Genomic DNA, 20,069 nt, shown 5'->3' on the forward strand with positions numbered 1-20,069 from the left:
TGACTCACCACCACCGGTGTGGGTGCGGTGGGGCACCGGTCCCCACCGCACCCCATCCCGGGTAGACGGCCTGTTCCGCGTGCTCCGGCCCGCGTGGGACAGGCCGTCGGCCGCGACCCCGGCCGGTGGCACCTCCCCGCAACGGGGACGGTCCCTCGCGTAGACTGTGCGTCACCTGGCGCTGATCCATCCTCCCGGTCGGGACGGGTGGTGGGGGAGCCGCGGGAGAGGATCGTAGCCAGGCCGCTCCGGTCATCGTCGACGGGCCGCGGCGACCGAAGGGCATGCGGGGGAGAGTGAGATGGCCGTACGCGATCCTGCCATGACGGACGTGGCCCGGCTGGCCGGAGTCTCCCATCAGACCGTGTCACGGGTGCTGAACGGGCATCCCAACGTGCGCGAGCAGACCCGGCTGCGGGTGCAGGCGGCCATCGCCGAGCTCGGCTACCGCCCGAACCGGGCGGCCCGCGCGCTGGTCACCGGCCGGTCCCAGGTGATCGGGGTGGTCACCCAGAGCACCACGCTGTACGGTCCGGCCTCCCTCCTCGCCGCCCTCGAACAGGCCGCCGCCGAGGCCGGCTTCGCCGTCAGCGTGGGCAGTGTCCGTGACCTGGACCACCGGTCGATCTCCGCGGCGGTCGAGCGGCACCTGGCGCACCGGGTCGCCGGGGTGGTCGTCATCGCGCCGGTCGAGTCGGCCGGGGCGGCCCTGGAGCGCCTCCCGAAGGACGTACCGCTGGTGACCATCGACGGCGACCCGCGCCGACCGGTGCCGCTGGTCACCGTCGACCAGGCCGCCGGCGCCCGGGCCGCCACCGCGCACCTGCTCGACGCGGGCCACCGTACGGTCTGGCACGTGTCCGGCCCGCCGGACTGGTTCGACAGCGCCGGCCGCATCGAGGGGTGGCGGGAGGCGTTGCTCGCGGCGGGAGCGGAGATCCCACCCGTGGTGCCGGCGGACTGGTCCTCGGCGGCCGGGTACCGGTGCGGGCAGATGCTCGCCCGGATGCCCGAGGTCACGGCGGTCTTCACCGCCAACGACCACCTCGCCCTCGGGGTGCTGCGCGCCCTGTACGAGCACGGCCGACGGGTGCCGGACGACATCAGCGTCGTCGGCTTCGACGACGTGCCGGAGGCCGCGTACTTCATTCCGCCGCTGACCACGGTCCGGCCGGATTTCGCCGCGGTGGCCCGGGCGAGCCTGGAGATGCTGCTGACCCAGATCGAGTCGGACAGCGGCGGTGCGTTGCGTCGGACCATCGCGCCGACCCTGGTCGCCCGCCGCAGTGTCGCCGCGCCACCCCGCCGCTGACCCGCCGTAGCGCCCCGGCCGCCGAGCTGCCCTAGCGCCTCCGGCCGCTGGCCTGCCGCCGCGCCATCCGAGCGCTGACCCGCCACCGCATCATCCGGCCGCTGGCCTGCCCTAGCGCCTCCGGCCGTTGGGCTGCCGCGGCGCCGTGCCCGGACCGCCGGCCCGGTGCCCGCCGTGTCGCCCCACCTCCACGTGCCGGTCCGACCCGGGGTTGTCCCGGGCCGGACCTGGCCGGGCGGACGCCCGGTCGTTCAGCTCGCCGTGCAGGCGGGGGTACCGGACGGGCCGACCCCGGTGCCCTGGAAGCCGAACTCGGTGCTGGCCCCGGCGGAGAGCTGGCCGTTGTAGTCGACGTTGCCGAAGTTCACCGTGCCGGAGGTGCCGCTCGCCTGGGCGCTCCAGGCACCGGTGACCGCCGAGGGTCGTGCCGGCGCTGGCACTGGGGGCGGTGGCCACCGTGACGGCGGCGATCGCGCTGGTGGCCAACATCGGCACCAACGCGAGCCGGGCCCAGGCCCGGACGCGGGACGGGGGTTGCATGAGCGTGCCTCCCTTGGGCGGTGCCGGAATAACCGGTGCGACCAGGGGCGAACCGGGCACGCACCGCTCCGGCACACCGTGCTGGTGTGGTGGATGCGGTGGTCGGATCCCTCCCCGGACAGCGCGCTGCCGGGAAGCTGGATCATGCTGCGTGCCGTCGAAGCGGAGTTCTCCCCGGTGAGGGGAAGGTGCCTCACGGATCGGCCCGGACAGGCCGCCGAGGGGGACGTGATCCCGGCCCCGCAATCGTCCGGCGGCCTCGCGAGAGCGTGCCCTTCGCTCTCGCCGAAACGTAGCATGTTATCGATAACATCCTCAAGAACGGACGGGCCGGGGCGTGGTCGCCCCGGCCCGTCCGTTCCGGTCGGTCAGATAAACCGCCAGAGCGTGTCGTTCGCGCCGCTGTCGTCGGCGATGACGACCTGGGCGCCCTGGGCGGTGGAACCGCCGGTGACGCCGAGGACCCGGCCGCCGTTGGCGCACTGGATGCGGAAGTAGCCGTTGCGGCCGTACCGCAGCCGCCAGCGGTGGTCGCTGGCGCCGTTGTCGGCCCACTGCACCACCCGGGCGCCGGCGGCGCTGCTGCCGTTCTCCACCCCGAGCACCTTGCTGCTGTGCGTGTTGCGCAGCCGCAGGTAGCCCCCGGAGTCGACGACGGCGGTCCAGAGGTGGTCGGCCGTGCCGGTGTCACCCCACTGGACCACCAGCCCGCCGTCGGTGGTGGACATGTTCTGTACGCCGAGCACGAGGCCGCTGGCCAGGTTCTGGATCCGCCGGGCCCCGTTGGGGACGAACCGCCACTGGTTGTCCGGCGTCCCGTTGTCCGGGTCCTGCACCGCCTGCGCGCCCTGCGCGGTGGAACCGTTGAGGATGCCGAGCAGCTTGCTGCTGTTGGCGTTGCGGATCTTGTGGGAGCCGTCGCCGACGTCGGTGACCGTCCACCGGTGGTCGGCGGTGCCGTTGTCGGCCCACTGGAGCACGGCGGCGTTGTCGGCGGTGGACATGTTCTCCACGCCGAGCACCTTGCCGCTGTTGACGTTGCGGAACCGGACCGCCGCGCCGTCGACGATCAGTTCCCAGTCGTGGTCGGCGGTGCCGGTGTCGCCCCACTGCAACGCCCGGCCGCCGTCGGCGGTGGACATGTTCTGGATGCCCAGCACCAGCCCGCTGGCCGCGTTGACCAGCCGGAAGCTGGCGTTGCCGCCGCCGGTCTGCCCGCTGGCGCTCCAGTAGACGGTGTAGTTGTGCCCGTGGGCGTCGTAGAAGGGGCCGAGGTTGACGGTGGCCCCGTTGGCGGTGGCGGTGAAGGCCAGCGAGGTGCTGCCGGTCCGGGTGACCGAGGAGGTGGCCAATGCCGGCAGCGCGCTGAGGGTGGTGTTGCCGTAGTTGCCGGACAGCACCACCGGGCCGTAGGCGACGGCCACCACGTTCGGGTTGTCGTTCGCCGGTTCCACCACGACCCGCATCGGCAGCCGCACGGTGACCGTGTCGCCGGAGGACCAGGACCGGGTGAGCGACGCGTACGTGCCGGGCGCGGCGGCGACGTCCTGCGCCACGCCGTTGACGCTGACCGTCGCCCCGCTGGTCCAGGCCGGGATGCGCAGCCGCATGGTCCACGATCCGCTGACGCTGCCGGTCACGGTGAGCGTGCTGGTGTCGCTGACCGGGAAGCTGGTGGTCTGGGTGACGGTGATCCCGCGCTGCGACCAGTTCAGCACCGACGGCAGGTACAGGTTCACGGTCAGCGTGTTGCCGTTGTGGAAGTAGATGGAGTCCATCAGGGCCGTGTTGACCTCCACACCGGTGCCCTGGCAGCACCAGAAGGAGTTGTAGTCGGTGCTCCAGGTGCCGCCGCCCCAGGCCGGCCCGACACCCCGGCGGCCGCCCGGGTTCAGCGGGGTGAAGTAGGTGATGTGCCCGTGGCTGTCCGCCGGGTTCTGCGCCCCGATGATGTGGTTGAGCAGGGCCCGCTCGTAGAAGTCGAAGTACGCCGCCCGGTTCGGGTCGAGCACCCACAGCTCCCGGGTCAGCTTGAGCATGTTGTACGTGTTGCAGTGCTCGCAGGTGTCGTTGCGCAGGTATCCGGCGATCGCGTCCGGGGGCCGGAAGTGCTCCGCCTGGCTGTTGCCGCCGATGGCGTAGGTGTGGTCGTTGACGGTGAAGTTCCAGGCGTTCGACGCGATGTCCCGGTACCGGGTGGTGCCGGTGGCCTTGAACTCCCGGGCCGCGCCGATCCACTTGGGCACCTGGGTGTTGGCGTGCAGCCCGTTGAGCTGGTCCTGATTGGCGGCCAGGGGGTTGAACACGGCGGCGTGGTCGAACCGCTGGGCGGCGGTCAGCCAGCGGGCGTCGCCGGTCTGCTGGTAGATGTCGGTCAGTACGGCGTTCATGCCGCCGAACTCGGTGCCCAGCATGGCCTGCATCTGGCTGGAGGTGAGCCGGCCGGTCCGCCAGTCGACCCAGCCGGCGAGCGCCAGGAGCACGTCCCGGGCCTGGTTGTTGCCGATGTACCGCCACACGTCGAGCAGCCCGGCCATGGTCTTGTGGATGACGTAGTAGGGCACGTTGCCGTTGGTCAACGTACGCGCTTCCAGCGCGGTGAAGTCGGACTCGGGGAAACCGGAGAGGTAACCGGTGTTGAAACCGGCGGCGGCGTTGTTGGCCTGGCACTTGGCCAGCTCGGCGACCATCTGGTTGGCCTTGTCCCGGCAGGTGGTGTCACCGAGCACCGCCCACATCTGCGCCCACGCGGTCAGGAAGTGCCCCTGCATGTGGGTACGGAAGGGGAAGTTCGGGGCGTCCCAGCCACCGTTGGCCGCGGCGCCGTTGGTGGACAGCCGGTGGTTGGCCCGGAAGTTGTAGAGCATCCGGTTGACGTCGACGAAGCGCAGGTAGTTCAGGGTCCGGTTCTGGTTGTCGAGCCACCGGCTCGTGGTGAGCCGGACCTGGCCGAGTTCGAACGGGTACGCGGAGACGCCCAGGTCCGGGCGGACCGGGGCGAGAGCGGCCTGCGCGGGGGAACCGGCGATCGCGGGTCCGACCGCCGACGCGACGGTGACGGCGCCGGCGGCCTGCAACAGGTGACGGCGGCTGAGCTGGGGAAACGGCACGGTGGCCTCCCTGTGGTGATGGTCGGTGGTGGAAACCAGTCACCGTCGTGACCGGTCACGTCACGACGGTGGCGGAGCGGGTGCGGTGCCGCCGGCGTGGTGCCGGTGGCGGCGGTTACGGGGTGACGCGGAAGGTGGCGTCCTGCCGGTCGGCGGCGCTGGAGCCCGCGCTGAGCGGGTCGATGCGCAGGACGTAGCCGCTGTGCCGCAGGTACCGGTCGGGGAAGTTGTACGAGCGGAACGACGACCACGACGAGTCGGCGAGCCCGGCGGTGCGGTGGAAGGTGGCGTCGGCGCGGAAACCCGAGGTGTTGTCGTTGGGGTCGAGCCGCGCCACGTAGCCGCTGTGCCGCAGGTAGCTACCGGGCCGGTTCACCGACTCGAACGACACTCCGGCCGGGTCGGCGAGGCCGGGCACCATCCGCCACATCTGGTCCTGGTACGGGTCGAACGGGTACGGGTCGAGCCGTACCGCGCCGTTGCTGTGCCGCACGACGTAGTCGGGGAGGTTGGACGACTTCAGGCGGACCCAGTTCGGGGCGCCCCACCGGCTGACCAGGCCGTTGTACTCGGCGTCGGTGATGCCGAGGATCGAGCCGTGCTTGGCGTTCAGCGGCGGGGTGTAGTCGCGCTGGTTGAGCGCCGACCACGAGTTGGTGGTGACGTTGCCGGTGCCCCAGATGTAGTAGTCGGCGTTGACCGGGCCGAACGAGTCGCCCCACAGCCACCAGCCGCTGCCGTCGTTGCGCTTGAGCAGCAGCGGTGCCTCGATCGCGGTGCCCTGGATCAGCCCGCTGGTGTACGTGGTGAAGCTGTTCGGCGCGCCCGTGGTGGACCGCGCGCCGTACAGTCTCCCGTCCGCGAGGTTCTTGTAGTACAGGTAGTAGACGCCGCCGTCGACGACGACGTCACCGTCGAGGACGCCGTGGTTGGGCTTGAAGAACTGCTGCGGCGCGCTGACGGTGCGGAAGTCCGACGTGTAGTTGACCTGCAGGATGTCGCCGCCGTTGTTGCAGGAGTAGACGATCGCGTACTGGCCGCGCGAGGCGTCCCAGAACACGGTCGGCGCCCAGGTGTGCGCGTTCAGCGTGTGCATCTGGATGCGGCGGTATCCGGTGAAGGACTGGAGGTTGGTCGAGTCCCACACGTGCAGGTACTGACTGTTGGTGCCGAAGTTCGTGCCCTTGAGGTCGGTGGCGACGACCACGAAGGTGCCGTCCTGCTTGCGGTACACGAACGGGTCGCGCAGGCCCTGCTGGCCGGCGGTGGGGGTGACCACCGGGTTGTTCTGGTTCAGCGGCGTCCAGTTGAGGCCGTCCCGGCTGACCGCGACGTGCAGGCCGTAGTCCGCGCCCTGGAAGTTCGGGCTCTCGGTGAAGTAGGTCATGACGTACGCGGTGTACGTGGCGGCGGAGGCGGGGCCGGGGCGCAGCGCCAGGCCGGAGGCGGTGAGTCCGGCGGAGGCGACCATGCCGAGGGTGAACGCTCGTCGGCTCAGGGCCATGGTGACGACCTTTCCTGACGGTGGTGGGGGATCCGGGAGTGCCGGACGGGGGTGGGCCCTCGCGCGGGATCCGTCCGGCGGTGCCTGCGGAACGGCATCGGGTGCTGTCCACGGGCACGCCGGTCGGCGCGCGACCGCGATCGGCCGGGGACGGGGGGCCGCTCGCTAGTTCATGCTCCCGTATCGATGTTATCGCTAACATAGCCGTCGGGTCGCAGGTCCGCAAGACATTGCCCCCGGGTTGGCGGCGGTGTCGTGTGTTGCCGCCGGAACAACCCGATAACAAGGCCCTGATGTAGCGGCAACCGTCAATACAAGACTGCTTCCTAGCGTGGGTGGTGCGCCAGAAACCGGCGCACCACAACCACTTCCCGTCCGGACCGTCCGCACTGGACGGTCGGCGGGGAGACCGGCCGGCGCCGCCGGCCGGCTCAGGAGGGAGTAGCCCGTGAGGCTCAACCACCAGGTCACCCGTCGTCGGCTGGGCGCGCTCGGCGTCGCCACGCTCGCCGGTGCGTTGGTCGCCACCGTCGGGGTCTCCCCGGCCGCGGCGAACCCGGCCACCGGTACCGTCCGGGGCGCCGACAGCGCGTACGCCGTCGAGGGCAGCTACCTCGTCGTCCTCAAGGACGGCCAGCGGGCCGACCGTTCCCGGGCGGCCGGACTCGCCGCCCGCTACGGCGGCAGCGTCGAGCGGGTCTTCGAGCGGACCGTCAACGGGTACGCGGCGACCCTCACCGAGCGCGCCGCCCGCCGCCTGGCGGCCGACCCGGCGGTCGCCTACGTGGAGCAGGACCAGCGGGTGCACGCGCTGGCCACCCAGGTCAACCCGCCCTCGTGGGGACTCGACCGGATCGACCAGCGGAACCTGCCGCTGAACGGTTCCTTCACCTACGGCCCCAGCGCCGGGGTCCGCATCTACGTGATCGACACCGGCGTCCGGGTGACCCACCAGGACTTCGGGGGCCGCGCCGTGAGCGGCTACGACGCGGTCGACAACGACAGCAACGCCGACGACGGCAACGGGCACGGCACCTTCGTCGCGTCGGTCGCGGCCGGCACCGCGTACGGGGTGGCGAAGAACGCGACCGTGGTCGGCGTGCGGGTGCTCGACAACAGCGGCTCCGGCACCACCGCCGGGGTGATCGCCGGCATCGACTGGGTCACCGCGAACGCGACCCGGCCCGCCGTGGCCAACCTGAGCCTCGGTGGCGGTGCCAGCACCACGCTCGACGCGGCGGTCCGCCGCTCGATCAACGCCGGCATCACCTACACCATCGCGGCCGGCAACTCGGGCGTCCCGGCGAACAACACCTCCCCGGCACGGGTCACCGAGGCGCTGACCGTCGGTGCCACCGACCGCACCGACACCCGCGCGAGCTGGTCCAACTACGGCACGGTACTGGACCTCTTCGCCCCGGGAGTGTCGATCACCGCCGGTTGGCGCACCAGCGACAGCGCCACCTACACCGGCAGCGGCACCTCGTTCTCCGCGCCGCACGTCGCCGGGGTCGCCGCGAACCACCTCCAGGGCAACCCGTCGGCCGGTCCGGCGGCGGTCAACGCCGCGATCATCGCCGCGGCGACCCCGAACCTGGTCGTGAACCCGGGCGCCGGTTCCCCGAACCGGCTCCTCTACCTCGGCTGACCGGCCATCCCGCCCGCGCCGTCCTTCCCCGGCGCGGGCGGGGCTCGGGGCGTGACCGGCACCCTAGGTGCCGGTCACGCCCGTGTCGGTCCGCGGCGGTGTGCGCCGCCAGCGGCCAGCGTGCGTGACCGGAGGGGGTGCGCCGGTCGGGGGCGATCACGAGATCAGCGCTCGGCGGGCCGCCCAGCTGGCCGACCAGGTCAGCGACCTGGCGGCGGCACCGGCCCGGCCGGAGCGTCCGGCACGACCCGCGTCTCCCGGCCGTCGATCCGTACGGTGACCGGCTCCCGGTGCCGGGCCCGGTCCGCGACGACCCTGAAGTCGGTGACCCGCCCGGCACGCCAGGCGCAGCTCACCTCGTACCCACCGCGCGCCCGCAGCCCCCGGAACGCGCCGTCGGCCCAGTCCGCCGGCAACGCCGGCAGCAGGTGGATGACCCCCTGGTGGCTCTGCAGGAGCATCTCCACGATCGCGCCCGTGACGCCCAGGTTGCCGTCCAGCTGCATCGGCGGGTGGTCGCAGAGCAGATTCGGCAGGGTGTTGTACCGCAGCAGGCCCCGGACCATGCACCGGGCCCGTTCCGCGTCGCCCAGCCGCGCGAACAACGCCGCCCGCCACGGCCAGGTCCACGACCGGCGGCTGTCCCCGGAGACGGTGGACTCGTCGAACGGCGTCCCCGCCCGCTCGCCGCAGCGCGCCTGCAACGAGACGAGGGCCGCCGCCGCCAGGTCGGGCGTGGCGTCCGGGGTGATCTGGCGGCCGGGGAACACCGCGAACAGGTGAGAGGTGTGCCGGTGGACGTCGTCCGGGTCGTCCCGGTCGGTCTGCCACTCCTGGAGCTGACCCCACCGGCCGATGGTGTCGGGCGCGAGCCGGGCCCGCAGGTCGGCGACGGTGGCCCGGTACCCGTGGTCGACGTCGAGCGCCCCGGCGCAGTCCAGATAGTTCTGGAAGAGGTCCCGGACGATCTGCTGGTCGTAGTGGACGCCGTCCTCGCGGGGGCCGTGCTCGGGCGACCAGCCGGCGGGAGAGACGAGCTGACCGGCCGCGTTCTCGACCAGCCGGTCCTGCCAGAACTCGCAGATCTCCCGGAGCATCGGCAGGGCGGTGTCGCGCAGGTAACCGACGTCCTGGGTGAAGGCCCAGTGCTCGTACAGGTGCAGGGCGTACCAGGCGCTGGCGACGGTGTTCCACTCCCAGGCGTTGCCGCCGAAGGCGCTCTGGCTGGTGCGGGCCGTCCAGCCCCGGGTGCCGGCCCCGAAGGCGGCCCGGGTGGCGACCCGGCTCGGCACCGCCACCTGGCGCACGTACCCGACGAGCGCCCGGTGGCTCTCGCTGAGGTTGGCCGTCTCCGCGCCCCAGTAGTTCATCTGGACGTTGATGTTCGTGTGGTAGTCCGACGCCCACGGGGGCTGGTCGCTGTCGTTCCACAGTCCCTGGAGGTTGGCGGGCAGGCCGCCGGGCCGGGAGGAGCCGTGCAGCAGGTACCGGCCGAGGACGAACATGGTCTGTTCGAGGTCCGGGTCCGGCCCACCGGCCCGGTACCGGGCCAGCCGGGCGTCGGTGGGGAGCGCGGCCACCGCGTCGTCGGTGCGTCCCCAGTCCACCGCGACCCGCCCGGCCACGGCCGTGGCCTCGATGACGTGGGCGGCGCGCAGCGCCCAGTACGACCGCCCGGCGGCGGCGTCGAGGGTCCGGCTGAGCACCGGGCGGGGGTCCGGGCCGCGCCAGCCCGCGGCGGCGTCGAGCCGGTAGTCGGTCCGGGCGTCCAGCAGCAGGGTCATCCGGGTCGCCCCGCGCACCCGCAGCCGGGAGCCGGGCGCGGTCAGCACGCCGTCGGTGTCGGCCACCCGCAGCGCGGCGGCGTACCGCAGGCCGTTGCCCAGGACGCCGTGGAACCCGACGGTACCCGTCGCGGCGTCGGCCGTCCCGGCCGCGCCCTGCGCGCAGGTCAGGGTGATCTCGCAGTCCAGCGCGCAGGCCCGGTCGGCCTCGTAGCGCAGGACCAGCAGGTCGGCCGCCCGGCTGGCGAACGCCTCCCGCCGGACCCGGGCCCCGGGGACACCGAACCAGGTGCCGTGCACACCGGACTCCAGGTCGAGCGCCCGACGGTACCCGACCACCGGGTCGAGGGTGGCGGTGTCGAACCCGGTCGTGTCGCCGGCCGACGGACCGGCCCCGACCAGGCGGATGCCGGCCAGCCGCACGGCCCGGGACCCGCCCTTCGGCCACAGCGTCAACCGGTAGCTGGGGTACGGCCCCGGCGCGGCGACGGTGAACCGTCCAGGGTCACCGGGTGCCGGCCCGGCGTCGCGCCGGTCGAGCCGGGTCCACGCGTAGCCGTCGGTGGACCCGTCCAGGGTCCAGGAGCCGGGGTGCTCGTCGACGGCGTCCGCCGGGGCGGTGAGGTGGTAGCCGGTGACGGTCACCGCCGACGGCAGGTCGGCCTGCCACCGTACGCCGCCGGTGGCGTCGGCGACGTGCCAGCCGGTGGTGGGGGCGGAGACGTACAGGTGGCGTGGCCGGCCGAAGGTGAGCAGGACGTCGCCGAAGGACCGGTACGCGCCGAAGCCGGTCATGCCGGTGTCGAAGGCGCTGTCGGGCCGGCCGGCCAGGGCGTTGTCGTAGTCGTTGACCCCGCCCCACAGGCTGTGCTCGTTGAACTGGATCCGCTCCCGGTCGGGTTGGCCGAAGAACATCGCGCCGATCCGGCCGTTGCCGACCGGCAGCGCCTGGGACTGCCAGTCGGTGGCCGGGAGCCGGTACCAGAGGGAGCGGGAACGGGATGACCACATGAGCGTCGATGGTCACAGCAGGGGTGGTGCGGGGGCCACCCCGGCCTGTCCGCCCGATCTGCGGTGATCGCGGGGACTTGGGTCGGATCGCCGGGCCGACGGATGTCGGATCGTGCTCTTCCGTCGCCGGTGTCCGCCCTCGTTAGGCGTGGGTGACCAACGCCTTTTGTTCAGTTCCTACAACTCCCGCCGCTCAGCATGCGCTGTCGGCGACATGGCGCTGCCAACCGGTAGACGGAAGGGTGAACACTGCCGGGACCACTGTCGCTCCGGCGCGCACATCGTGGTGTCTACAGAAGGGCTCGAACGGGTGTTCAGTCGTGTCGCCATCGTCAACCGTGGTGAGGCCGCCATGCGGCTCATCCATGCCGTCCGGGAGCTGGCCGCGGAGACCGGGACCCGGATCGAGACCGTCGCCCTGTACACCGACGTCGACCGCACGGCCACCTTCGTCCGGGAGGCGGACCGGTCCTACGATCTCGGTCCCGCCTCCGCGCGCCCGTACCTCGACCTGAAGGTGCTGGAACGCGCGCTGGTGGAGACCGGGGCCGACGCCGCCTGGGTGGGCTGGGGCTTCGTCGCCGAGGACCCGGCGTTCGCGGAGCTGTGCCAGCGGGTCGGCGTCACCTTCGTCGGGCCGAGCGCGGAGGCCATGCGCAAGCTCGGTGACAAGATCGGCGCGAAGCTGATCGCCGAGGAGGTCGGCGTCCCGGTCGCGCCGTGGAGCCGGGGCGCGGTGGAGAACCTGGAAGCCGCCCTGGCGGCGGCGGCCGGGATCGGCTACCCGCTGATGCTGAAGGCCACCGCGGGCGGTGGCGGACGCGGCATCCGCGTGATCACCAACGAGGCGGAGCTGGCCGACGCGTACGAGCGCACCAGCCAGGAGGCCGCGCGGGCGTTCGGCAGCGGCGTGGTGTTCCTGGAGCGCCTGGTCACCGGGGCCCGGCACGTCGAGGTCCAGGTGATCGCCGACGGGCAGGGCACCGCGTGGGCGCTCGGCGTCCGGGACTGCTCGGTGCAGCGCCGCAACCAGAAGGTCATCGAGGAGTCGGCCTCGCCGGTGCTCAGCCCCGCCCGGGCCGCCGAGCTGAAGACGTCGGCCGAGCGGCTGGCCGTCGCGGTCGGCTACCGGGGCGCGGCGACGGTGGAGTTCCTGTACCACCCCGGGGACGACATGCTCGCCTTCCTGGAGGTCAACACCCGGTTGCAGGTCGAGCACCCGATCACCGAGTCCACCACCGGTTTCGACCTGGTCAAGGCGCAGCTGCACGTGGCCTCCGGTGGACGCCTCGTCGGCGAGCCGCCGGTGGAGCGCGGGCACGCCATCGAGGCCCGGCTCAACGCCGAGGACCCGGACCGCGACTTCGCCCCCTCCCCGGGCCGTATCGCCCGGCTGGACCTGCCCGCCGGGCCGGGCATCCGGGTGGACACCGGGGTCAGCGAGGGCGACACCATCCCCGCCGACTTCGACTCGATGATCGCCAAGATCATCGCGTACGGCCGGGACCGCGACGAGGCCCTCGGCCGGCTGCGCCGCGCCATGGCCGAGACCACGGTGATCATCGAGGGCGGCGCGACCAACAAGAGCTTCGTGCTCGACCTGCTCGACCAGCCCGAGGTGATCGACGCCAGCGCCGACACCGGCTGGATCGACCGGGTACGCGGCCAGGGCCGGCTCGTCTCGCACCGGCACTCCGCCGTCGCGCTGGCCGCCGCCGCCATCGAGGCGTACGAGGAGGAGGAGCGCGTCGAACGGCAGCGACTGCTGTCGACCGCGTTCGGCGGACGCCCCCAGGTGCAGCACGCCAGCGGCCGGCCGCTGGACCTCAAGCTGCGCGGCGAAACCTACCGCGTCCGGGTCGCCCGGGTCGGCGCGCACCGGTTCCGGGTCGGTGTCGAGGCCGGTGCCGAGGTCCGCACCGCCGACGTCGAACTGGACCGCTTCGACCGGCACACCGGGCAGATCGTCGTCAACGGCAACCGGTACCGCCTGCTCACCGGCACCCACGGGCCGATCCACCTGGTCGAGGTGGAGGGCGTCACCCACCGGGTCAGCCGCGACGAGGGCGGCGTCGTCCGGTCGCCCTCGCCCGCGCTGGTCGTCGCCACGCCGCTGAAGGTCGGCGCGGAGGTCGAGGCGGGCGCGCCGGTGCTGGTGCTGGAGAGCATGAAGATGGAGACGGTGCTGCGGGCACCGTTCAAGGCCCGGCTCAAGGAGTGCGTCGTCTCCGTCGGCAGCCAGGTGGAGGCCGGCGCGCCGCTGCTGCGGCTGGAGCCGGTCGCCGGCGCGGACGCCGAGACCGCCTCGGCCGACGGCGCCGTCGAGCTGGACCTGCCGGTCGCGCCCGGGACGATCCCGGCGCGGGCGCGTACCACCCGGGGCCAGGAGGACCTGCGCAGCCTGCTGCTCGGCTTCGACGTCGACCCGCACGACGAACGCCGGGTGCTCGACGACTACCTCGTGGCGCGCCGCGCGGCCATCGCCGACGGGCACCGGCCGCTGGCCGAGGAACTCGTACTCGTCGACGTCTTCGCCGACCTGGCCGAGCTGAGCCGCAACCGGCCCACCGGTGAGGACGGTGGCGGCGACGGCCACGTCTACAGCGCCCGCGAGTACTTCCACACCTACCTGCAGTGCCTGGACGTCGAGCGGGCCGGGCTGCCGACGACGTTCCAGGACAAGCTCGCCAAGGCGCTCGGCCACTACGGGGTCACCGACCTGGAGCGGACCCCCGAACTCGAGGCCGCGGTCTTCCGGATCTTCCTCGCCCAGCAGCGCGCGACCGTCGACGCCACGGTCGTCGCCGACCTGCTACGCGTCTGGCTCCAGGAGTCCCCGCCCGACGAGGCGCTGCGCGAGCCGGCCGGTCTGGTGCTGGAGCGGCTGGTGGCCGCGACCCAGGTCCGCTTCCCGGCGGTCGCCGACCTGGCCCGGGGTGTGGTGTTCGCCTGGTTCGCCCAGCCGCTGCTGCGCCGCAACCGGGCCCGGGTCTACGCCAACGTCCGCAAGCACCTGCGCCACCTGGACGCGCACCCGGACGCCCCGGACCGCGCCGAGCGGATCGCCGAGATGGTCCGCAGCACCGAACCGCTGGTGCGGTTGCTCGGCCAGCGGCTGGTCCGGGACCACCCCGACAACGCGGTCATGCTGGAGGTGCTGACCCGGCGGTACTACGGCAACAAGGGCCTGGTCAGCGTCCGTACCCGCACCGTGGCGGGCTGCACGTTCGTGGTCGCCGAGCGGGCCGACTCGTGCGTGGTCTCCGCGGCGGTGAGCTTCGACGAGCTGGGCGACGCGCTGCGCGGGCTCGCCGAACTGGCGGCCGGCTCGGGTGCCATCGACGCCGACATCTACCTCGCCTGGGAGAACCAGCCGGAGGACTCCGACGGGATGGGCGCCGCGCTGCACGAGGTGGTCAGCGCGCACCCGGTGCCGAACGAGGTGCGCCGGGTCACCACCACGGTCGCCGGCAGTGGCGGCGCGGTGATGCACCACCACTTCACGTTCCGCCCGTCGACCGCCGGGATGACCGAGGAGCGGCTGGTCCGGGGTCTGCACCCGTACATCGCGCAGCGGATGCAGCTGGAGCGGCTGAGCAAGTTCGACCTCACCCGGCTGCCGTCGTCGGACGAGGAGGTGTACCTGTTCCGGTGCGTGGCGCGGGAGAACGCGTCCGACGACCGGCTCGTCGCCTTCGCCCAGGTGCGTGACCTGACCGCGTTGCGGGAACACGACGGCCGCCTGGTGGCGCTGCCCACCGCCGAGGACACCGTGGCCGCCTGTCTCGACTCGATCCGGCGCGAGTACTCCCGCTGGCCGTCGCGCAAGCGGGTGAACACCAACCGGATCGTGGTGTACGTCTGGCCGCCGAGCGACCTCACCCGCGCCGAACTGGAGATGATCGCCGGCCGGGTGCTGCCGACCACCGCCGGCGCCGGGCTGGAGGAGATCCTGTTCATCGCCCGGCGGCGGGACCGGGACACCGGCGAGCTGACCAAGATCGCGGTCCGGATCACCTTCGACGCCGCCGGCGGCACCGAACTGACCGTCGGCGAGCCGTCGGACGAGCCGGTCGAGCCGCTCGACGGCTACCGGCAGAAGGTGCTGCGGGCCAGCAGCCGCAACACGGTGTACCCGTACGAGCTGACCGGTCTGCTGGGCGACTTCGTCGAGCACGACCTGGACGACCAGCACGTGCTGGTGCCGGTGCACCGGCCGAAGGGCCGCAACACGGCGGCGCTGGTGGCGGGCGTGGTCACCACGCCGACCCGGCGGCATCCGGAGGGTATCGCCCGGGTGGTGCTGCTCGGTGACCCGACCAAGTCGCTCGGCGCGCTGTCCGAGCCGGAGTGCCGTCGGGTGATCGCCGCGCTGGACCTGGCCGAGCGGATGCGGGTACCGCTGGAGTGGTACGCGCTCTCCTCCGGTGCGCGGATCTCGATGGAGTCCGGCACCGAGAACATGGACTGGGTGGCCGCCGCGCTCAAGCGGATCGTCGAGTTCACCCAGGACGGCGGCGAGATCAACATCGTGGTCGCGGGCATCAACGTCGGCGCGCAGCCGTACTGGAACGCCGAGGCGACGATGCTCATGCACACCAAGGGCATCCTGGTGATGACCCCGGACTCGGCGATGGTGCTCACCGGCAAGCAGTCGCTGGACTTCTCCGGTGGCGTGTCGGCGGAGGACAACTTCGGCATCGGCGGCTACGACCGGGTGATGGGCCCGAACGGGCAGGCGCAGTACTGGGCGCCGAACCTGACCGCCGCGCGGAACGTGCTGATGTCGCACTACGACCACACGTACGTCGTACCGGGCGAGGAGGGACCGCGACGGGCGGTCACCACCGACCCGGTCGACCGGGACGTCACCGACTTCCCGCACGCGGTGGAGGGCAGCGACTTCACCACCGTCGGCGAGATCTTCTCCGCCGAGTCGAACCCGGACCGCAAGAAGCCGTTCGACATCCGGACCGTGATGCGGGCGCTGTCCGACCAGGACCACCCGGTCCTGGAGCGCTGGGCGGGCATGGCCGACGCGGAGACCTCGGTGGTGCAGGACGTGCACCTCGGCGGTATCCCGGTGTGCCTGCTCGGGATCGAGTCCCGGTCGGTGCCGCGCCGGGGCTTCCCGCCCACCGACGGCCCGGACACCTACACCGCGGGCACGCTGTTCCCGCAGTCGTCGAAGAAGGCCGCGCGGGCGATCAACGCGGCCAGCGGCAACCGGCCCCTCGTCGTGCTGGCGAACCTGTCGGGCTTCGACGGCTCACCGGAGTCGATGCGCAAGCTGCAACTGGAGTACGGCGCCGAGATCGGCCGGGCCATCGTGAACTTCCGTGGTCCGATCGTGTTCTGCGTGATCTCGCGGTACCACGGCGGGGCGTTCGTGGTGTTCTCGAAGGCGCTGAACCCGAGCATGACCGTGCTGGCGCTGGAGGGTTCGTTCGCCTCGGTGCTCGGCGGGGCCCCGGCCGCCGCGGTGGTGTTCTCCGGTGACGTCAACGCCCGGACCGCCGCCGACGCGCGGGTACGGGAACTGGAGGCCCGGGTCGCGGCGGCCTCCGGCACCGAACGGGCCACGCTGACCGCCGAACTCGACGAGTTGCGGCTGTCGGTGCGCGCGGAGAAGCTCGGCGAGGTGGCTGCCGAGTTCGACCGGGTTCACGACATCCGGCGTGCGGTGGAGGTCGGCTCGGTCGACGCGGTGATCCGCGCCGCCGAGCTGCGGCCACGGATCATCGAGGCCATCCAGTCCCGGCTGGGCTGACGGGTCGGGTACGGCGCCACGGCGGGTGACCGCCGTGGCGCCGTCGTCCTGTCGTCGTCCTGTCGTGCCGCGCCCGCGCGAGGCCGGCCGGCGGGTCCCCGACGAGGTGGCCGTGGTCGGGCCGGCTCGACGATCGACGGTCGCGGGCCCGCCCCGGGGCGGTGGGTCGGTCGCGGGCCGGCCCGGGGCGGTGGGACGGTCAGGGCTTGCGGGCCACCCCGCCGAGAATGGTGTGGTGGGTGATCGTCTGGTAGGACTCCGGGGCGGGTCCGGGCCGCCAGTCGGCCAGCGGCACCAGCCCGGGTGGCAGCAGCTCCAGCCCCTGGAAGAAGCCCGCGATCTCCTCGTGGGTGCGCCACCGGCCGGTGCCGAGGGTCTCGTTGAAGACCTTCTCCACCGCGCGGGCACGCTGCGAGATGTCGGGGTGTGCCGCGCCCGGGTCGTGGAAGTGCGAGATCGCCAGGTAGCTGCCGGACGGCAGGGCGTCGACCAGCCGGCGGGCGACGGCGGCCGGCTGGTCGTCGTCGTGCAGGTGGTGCAGGATCGCCAGGAGCAGCAGCCCCACCGGCTGGTCGAAGTCGATCAGGCGCTGGACGTCGGGGTGCGCCAGCAGGTCCTCCGGCTGGCGGAGGTCACCGCCGACCACGGTGGTGGTGCGGGCGTCGGCGAGCAGGACCCGACCGTGCGCGAGCGCCATCGGATCGTTGTCGACATACACCACCCGGGCGTCCGGGTCCACCTGGTGCGCGATCTCGTGCACGTTGCCCTGGCTGGGCAGCCCCGAGCCGACGTCGAGGAACTGCCGGATGCCCGCCTCCTCGGCGAGGTACCGGACGGCCCGGCGGAGGAAGCCCCGGCAGGCCCGGGCCGCCTCCGGGCCGTCCGGGGTGACCTGGAGGGCCAGCTGGGCGGCCTGCCGGTCGACCGCGAAGTTGTCCTTGCCGCCCAGGTAGTAGTCGTAGACCCGGGCGATGCTGGGTCGGGTGGTGTCGACGCCGGGCGGCGACGCCTTCTCGTTCGTCAACGCTTCGATCCTCCGTGTGCGGCAAGGGGTTTCCTCAGCCTAGGGGACCGGTCGTTCCGGCGGTGACCGGCACCCTCCACAGCGGACCGGGCGACGGTGCCGCCCGGTCCGGCTGTCCGCTAGCGGCGGTTCCAGCGCTGGTTGGCCTGGCCGGTGCAGGTCCACAGCACGAGCTTCGTGCCGTTGCCGGTGCCCAGGTTGTAGGCGTCCAGGCACAGCCCGGACTGCACGCCGGTGATGGTGCCGTCGGCGTTGACGTTCCACTGCTGGTTGGTGCCGCCGTGGCAGTCGTAGATGGTGACCCGGGTGCCGGGCGCGGTGCCGTACCCCTCGGCGTCCAGGCACTTGGTGCCGTAGACGGTGAGCTGCCGGGCGGAGGTGAGGGTCCACCGCTGGTTGGTGCCGCCGTGGCAGTCCCACAGCTGCAGCTGGGTGCCGTTGGTGGTGCTGGAGCCCGGGACGTCGACGCACCGACCCGACGGCACGCCCACGATCGCGGCGGTCTGCCCGTCGCCGCTGGCCGGGCTGCCGATGCTGCCGGGCACCGCCTGCAACGCGGCGTACCAGCGGGCGGCCATCTTGTCGTAGCCGGCGGCGGTCGGGTGGATGCCGTCGATCAGGTCGGCGGTGGTCAGGGCGCTGTGCATGTCGACTAGGTGGACCCGCTTGCCGGCGTTCTTCTTGCTCTGCACGATGCCGGGGATGGCGGCGTTGAAGGTGCGGACGGCGGCCTCCTGACCGCTGTTGCTGAGCGGGGTGAGCTGCGCGACGAACACCTCGGCGTTCGGCGCGGTGTTGGTGATCTTGTCGATCAGGGCGGACAGCCGGTTCGGCGCGGTGCTCACCTGGTAGTTCTGGAGCACGTCGTTGGTGCCGATGTGCAGCAGCACGCTCTGCGGGCGCTGGGTGTTCAGCCAGTTGACGACGTTGGCGTCGATCTGGTCGATGCGCCAGCCGGGGTGCCCCTGGTGGTCGTGGTCACCGAGGCTGGCCGGCCCGTTGAACTGCGACCCGACGAAGTCCACGGTGTACCGGCCGGTGACGAGCCGCTGCCAGAGCCCGATCCGGTAGCCGCCCGGGACCTGGGTGCCCTCGGTGATGGAGTCGCCGAGCGGCATCACCCGGACGCCGCCGTTGGACTCGGCGGCGGCCGGGCCGACCGGCGTCAGCACCCCGGCGAGGGCGACACCCAGGGCGGCGAGCGCCGTGAACCATCTCGTTCCGATTCTCATGTTCGTCTCCAGGGGCAGGTGGTGGCGGGGTGCGGGTGCAGGCCGGCCCAGGTCGTGGGCGGGCGATCGAGGTCGGCGGCCCGTCGGCACGGGACCTTGGCCGGGGTCGGCGGGCCCATCCGTCGCCCGGTGGCCCGCGTTGCCGCCCGGGTGATCGCTAGCCCGGCGACGCCCGGGTGGGGGACTTCGCTGTGAACGTTAACAGCGAGTTTCGTCGATTGTTGCCGGCGTCGGAGCGCCCGTCAAGGCGTCGTACGCCCCACCGCCACCGGCCGCGCGCCCGGCGCTGCGGCGACGGCCCCGTGCCGGCCCGCCCCCGACCAGCGGTTTCACGCCGCGGATCCGATCCTGCGCACCCGGCCGGCCCGCAGTGAGGCGGCGCGCGCCCGGCGGGACCGGAGAGGACCCAGACCGGTTCTCATTCCGGCCGGTGTCGCACAACCTGTCCGTCGTGGTTCCCGCAGTTGTCTCCGGCGCAGCGTAACCGTCCGAAGACCTCTCTCGTTAGGTGGGTTGAATCGACCCACAATTGGAGAGAACATTGCAGCTGTATGGACAGCCACCCCATCCTCTTCTTGTGAAGGTCATACAGCTTCTCCTCGGTTACGGCTTCACAGCCGAGGAGCGGCGTGGGAAGGGAGACCTATGCTTCATCAAGCTGATCTGCCCATGTGGCGGACATTCCCGATTTGTTGACGGTCGGCCACCTCGGCCGAAGGAGTACGTCAGGGACATTCTCCAATGGGCATTTCTTCTGCGCTGTTGGCGCAGTGACAAAAAGGGGCATGGCGCGGAATGTGGGTGCGAATTGCTCTCCGAGCGACCGTCCGGGGGCACGAGGGCCGACACCCGGCGCCCGATCTCCTCGACGAACGCGCCGCGCAGCTCATGGAGAAGCTGCTTGAACTCGAGCATGAGGACGAGGGCATCTGCAACAGCTCCGTATCCGTCGACCAGAAGGAGGGCACTCTCACTGTCGAGACGATCCTAGAGTCCAGCGACGGCTTTCCGGTCGCGGAGAAGTTCGTTTTCCTGGTGCAGCAGGCCGAGGATCTCGAGTTGGCTCCCGGCGCGTCGCGCAAACACGATTACGGGGTGGAGATGGCGCGCAGCTGAACGCGATACCTCCTCCCG

The 20,069-nt window shown here is 72.2% G+C and carries 10 protein-coding genes; 4 read left to right on the plus strand and 6 right to left on the minus strand.

The annotated features are described in order from the left end of the window. Positions 1 to 322: 322 nt before the first annotated feature. Positions 323 to 1,312 carry a LacI family DNA-binding transcriptional regulator gene (locus tag PVK37_RS20890; protein WP_275035187.1) on the plus strand — a complete coding sequence of 330 codons (990 nt, stop codon included), beginning with the start codon at positions 323 to 325 and terminating at the stop codon, positions 1,310 to 1,312. A 251-nt stretch (positions 1,313 to 1,563) separates the two neighbouring features. On the opposite strand, the gene PVK37_RS20895 is transcribed toward PVK37_RS20890, so the two are convergent. From PVK37_RS20895 to PVK37_RS20905, 3 genes are all read right to left on the minus strand, one after another. Then, on the minus strand, positions 1,564 to 1,752 hold the full coding sequence (locus tag PVK37_RS20895) for a cellulose binding domain-containing protein (RefSeq protein ID WP_423790827.1): 189 nt from the start codon (positions 1,750 to 1,752) through the stop codon (positions 1,564 to 1,566). Positions 1,753 to 2,220: 468 nt separating this feature from the next. After that, positions 2,221 to 4,962, minus strand: a complete 2,742-nt coding sequence (locus PVK37_RS20900; RefSeq protein WP_275029277.1) for a beta-L-arabinofuranosidase domain-containing protein — start codon at positions 4,960 to 4,962, stop codon at positions 2,221 to 2,223. 115 nt (positions 4,963 to 5,077) lie between these two features. After that, positions 5,078 to 6,466, minus strand: coding sequence for a glycoside hydrolase family 43 protein (locus tag PVK37_RS20905; protein WP_275029279.1), 1,389 nt, complete (start codon positions 6,464 to 6,466; stop codon positions 5,078 to 5,080). Between the two features lie 448 nt (positions 6,467 to 6,914). Here PVK37_RS20905 and PVK37_RS20910 point away from each other — a divergent pair, with 448 nt between their 5' ends. Then, positions 6,915 to 8,114, plus strand: a complete 1,200-nt coding sequence (locus PVK37_RS20910) for a S8 family peptidase (protein ID WP_275029280.1) — start codon at positions 6,915 to 6,917, stop codon at positions 8,112 to 8,114. A 200-nt stretch (positions 8,115 to 8,314) separates the two neighbouring features. On the opposite strand, the gene PVK37_RS20915 is transcribed toward PVK37_RS20910, so the two are convergent. Further along, a complete protein-coding gene (locus PVK37_RS20915; RefSeq protein ID WP_275029281.1) occupies positions 8,315 to 10,909 on the minus strand; it encodes a glycosyl hydrolase family 95 catalytic domain-containing protein in 2,595 nt (864 codons plus the stop codon). Between the two features lie 352 nt (positions 10,910 to 11,261). Here PVK37_RS20915 and PVK37_RS20920 point away from each other — a divergent pair, with 352 nt between their 5' ends. After that, entirely contained in the window at positions 11,262 to 16,679 is a 5,418-nt protein-coding gene (locus tag PVK37_RS20920) for an ATP-binding protein (protein ID WP_275029282.1), read from the plus strand. Positions 16,680 to 16,878: 199 nt separating this feature from the next. On the opposite strand, the gene PVK37_RS20925 is transcribed toward PVK37_RS20920, so the two are convergent. After that, positions 16,879 to 17,703 carry an SAM-dependent methyltransferase gene (locus PVK37_RS20925; RefSeq protein WP_275029284.1) on the minus strand — a complete coding sequence of 275 codons (825 nt, stop codon included), beginning with the start codon at positions 17,701 to 17,703 and terminating at the stop codon, positions 16,879 to 16,881. Positions 17,704 to 17,822: 119 nt separating this feature from the next. Further along, positions 17,823 to 18,935: a ricin-type beta-trefoil lectin domain protein gene (locus PVK37_RS20930; RefSeq protein ID WP_275029285.1), complete on the minus strand. Its 1,113-nt coding sequence runs from the start codon at positions 18,933 to 18,935 to the stop codon at positions 17,823 to 17,825. Positions 18,936 to 19,736: 801 nt separating this feature from the next. Between PVK37_RS20930 and PVK37_RS20935 the strand changes: the two genes are divergently transcribed. Then, a complete protein-coding gene (locus tag PVK37_RS20935; RefSeq protein ID WP_275029286.1) occupies positions 19,737 to 20,051 on the plus strand; it encodes a hypothetical protein in 315 nt (104 codons plus the stop codon). Positions 20,052 to 20,069: the final 18 nt, after the last annotated feature.

The sequence above is a fragment of the Micromonospora cathayae genome, from assembly GCF_028993575.1.
GTDB lineage: Bacteria > Actinomycetota > Actinomycetes > Mycobacteriales > Micromonosporaceae > Micromonospora > Micromonospora cathayae.

Coding starts and splice junctions, on each gene's coding strand:
- PVK37_RS20930 (WP_275029285.1), bottom strand. CDS start 18,935: ATGAGAATCGGAACGAGATGGTTCACGGCGCTCGCCGCCCTGGGTGTC.
- PVK37_RS20890 (WP_275035187.1), top strand. CDS start 323: ATGACGGACGTGGCCCGGCTGGCCGGAGTCTCCCATCAGACCGTGTCA.
- PVK37_RS20905 (WP_275029279.1), bottom strand. CDS start 6,466: ATGGCCCTGAGCCGACGAGCGTTCACCCTCGGCATGGTCGCCTCCGCC.
- PVK37_RS20920 (WP_275029282.1), top strand. CDS start 11,262: ATGCGGCTCATCCATGCCGTCCGGGAGCTGGCCGCGGAGACCGGGACC.
- PVK37_RS20915 (WP_275029281.1), bottom strand. CDS start 10,909: ATGTGGTCATCCCGTTCCCGCTCCCTCTGGTACCGGCTCCCGGCCACC.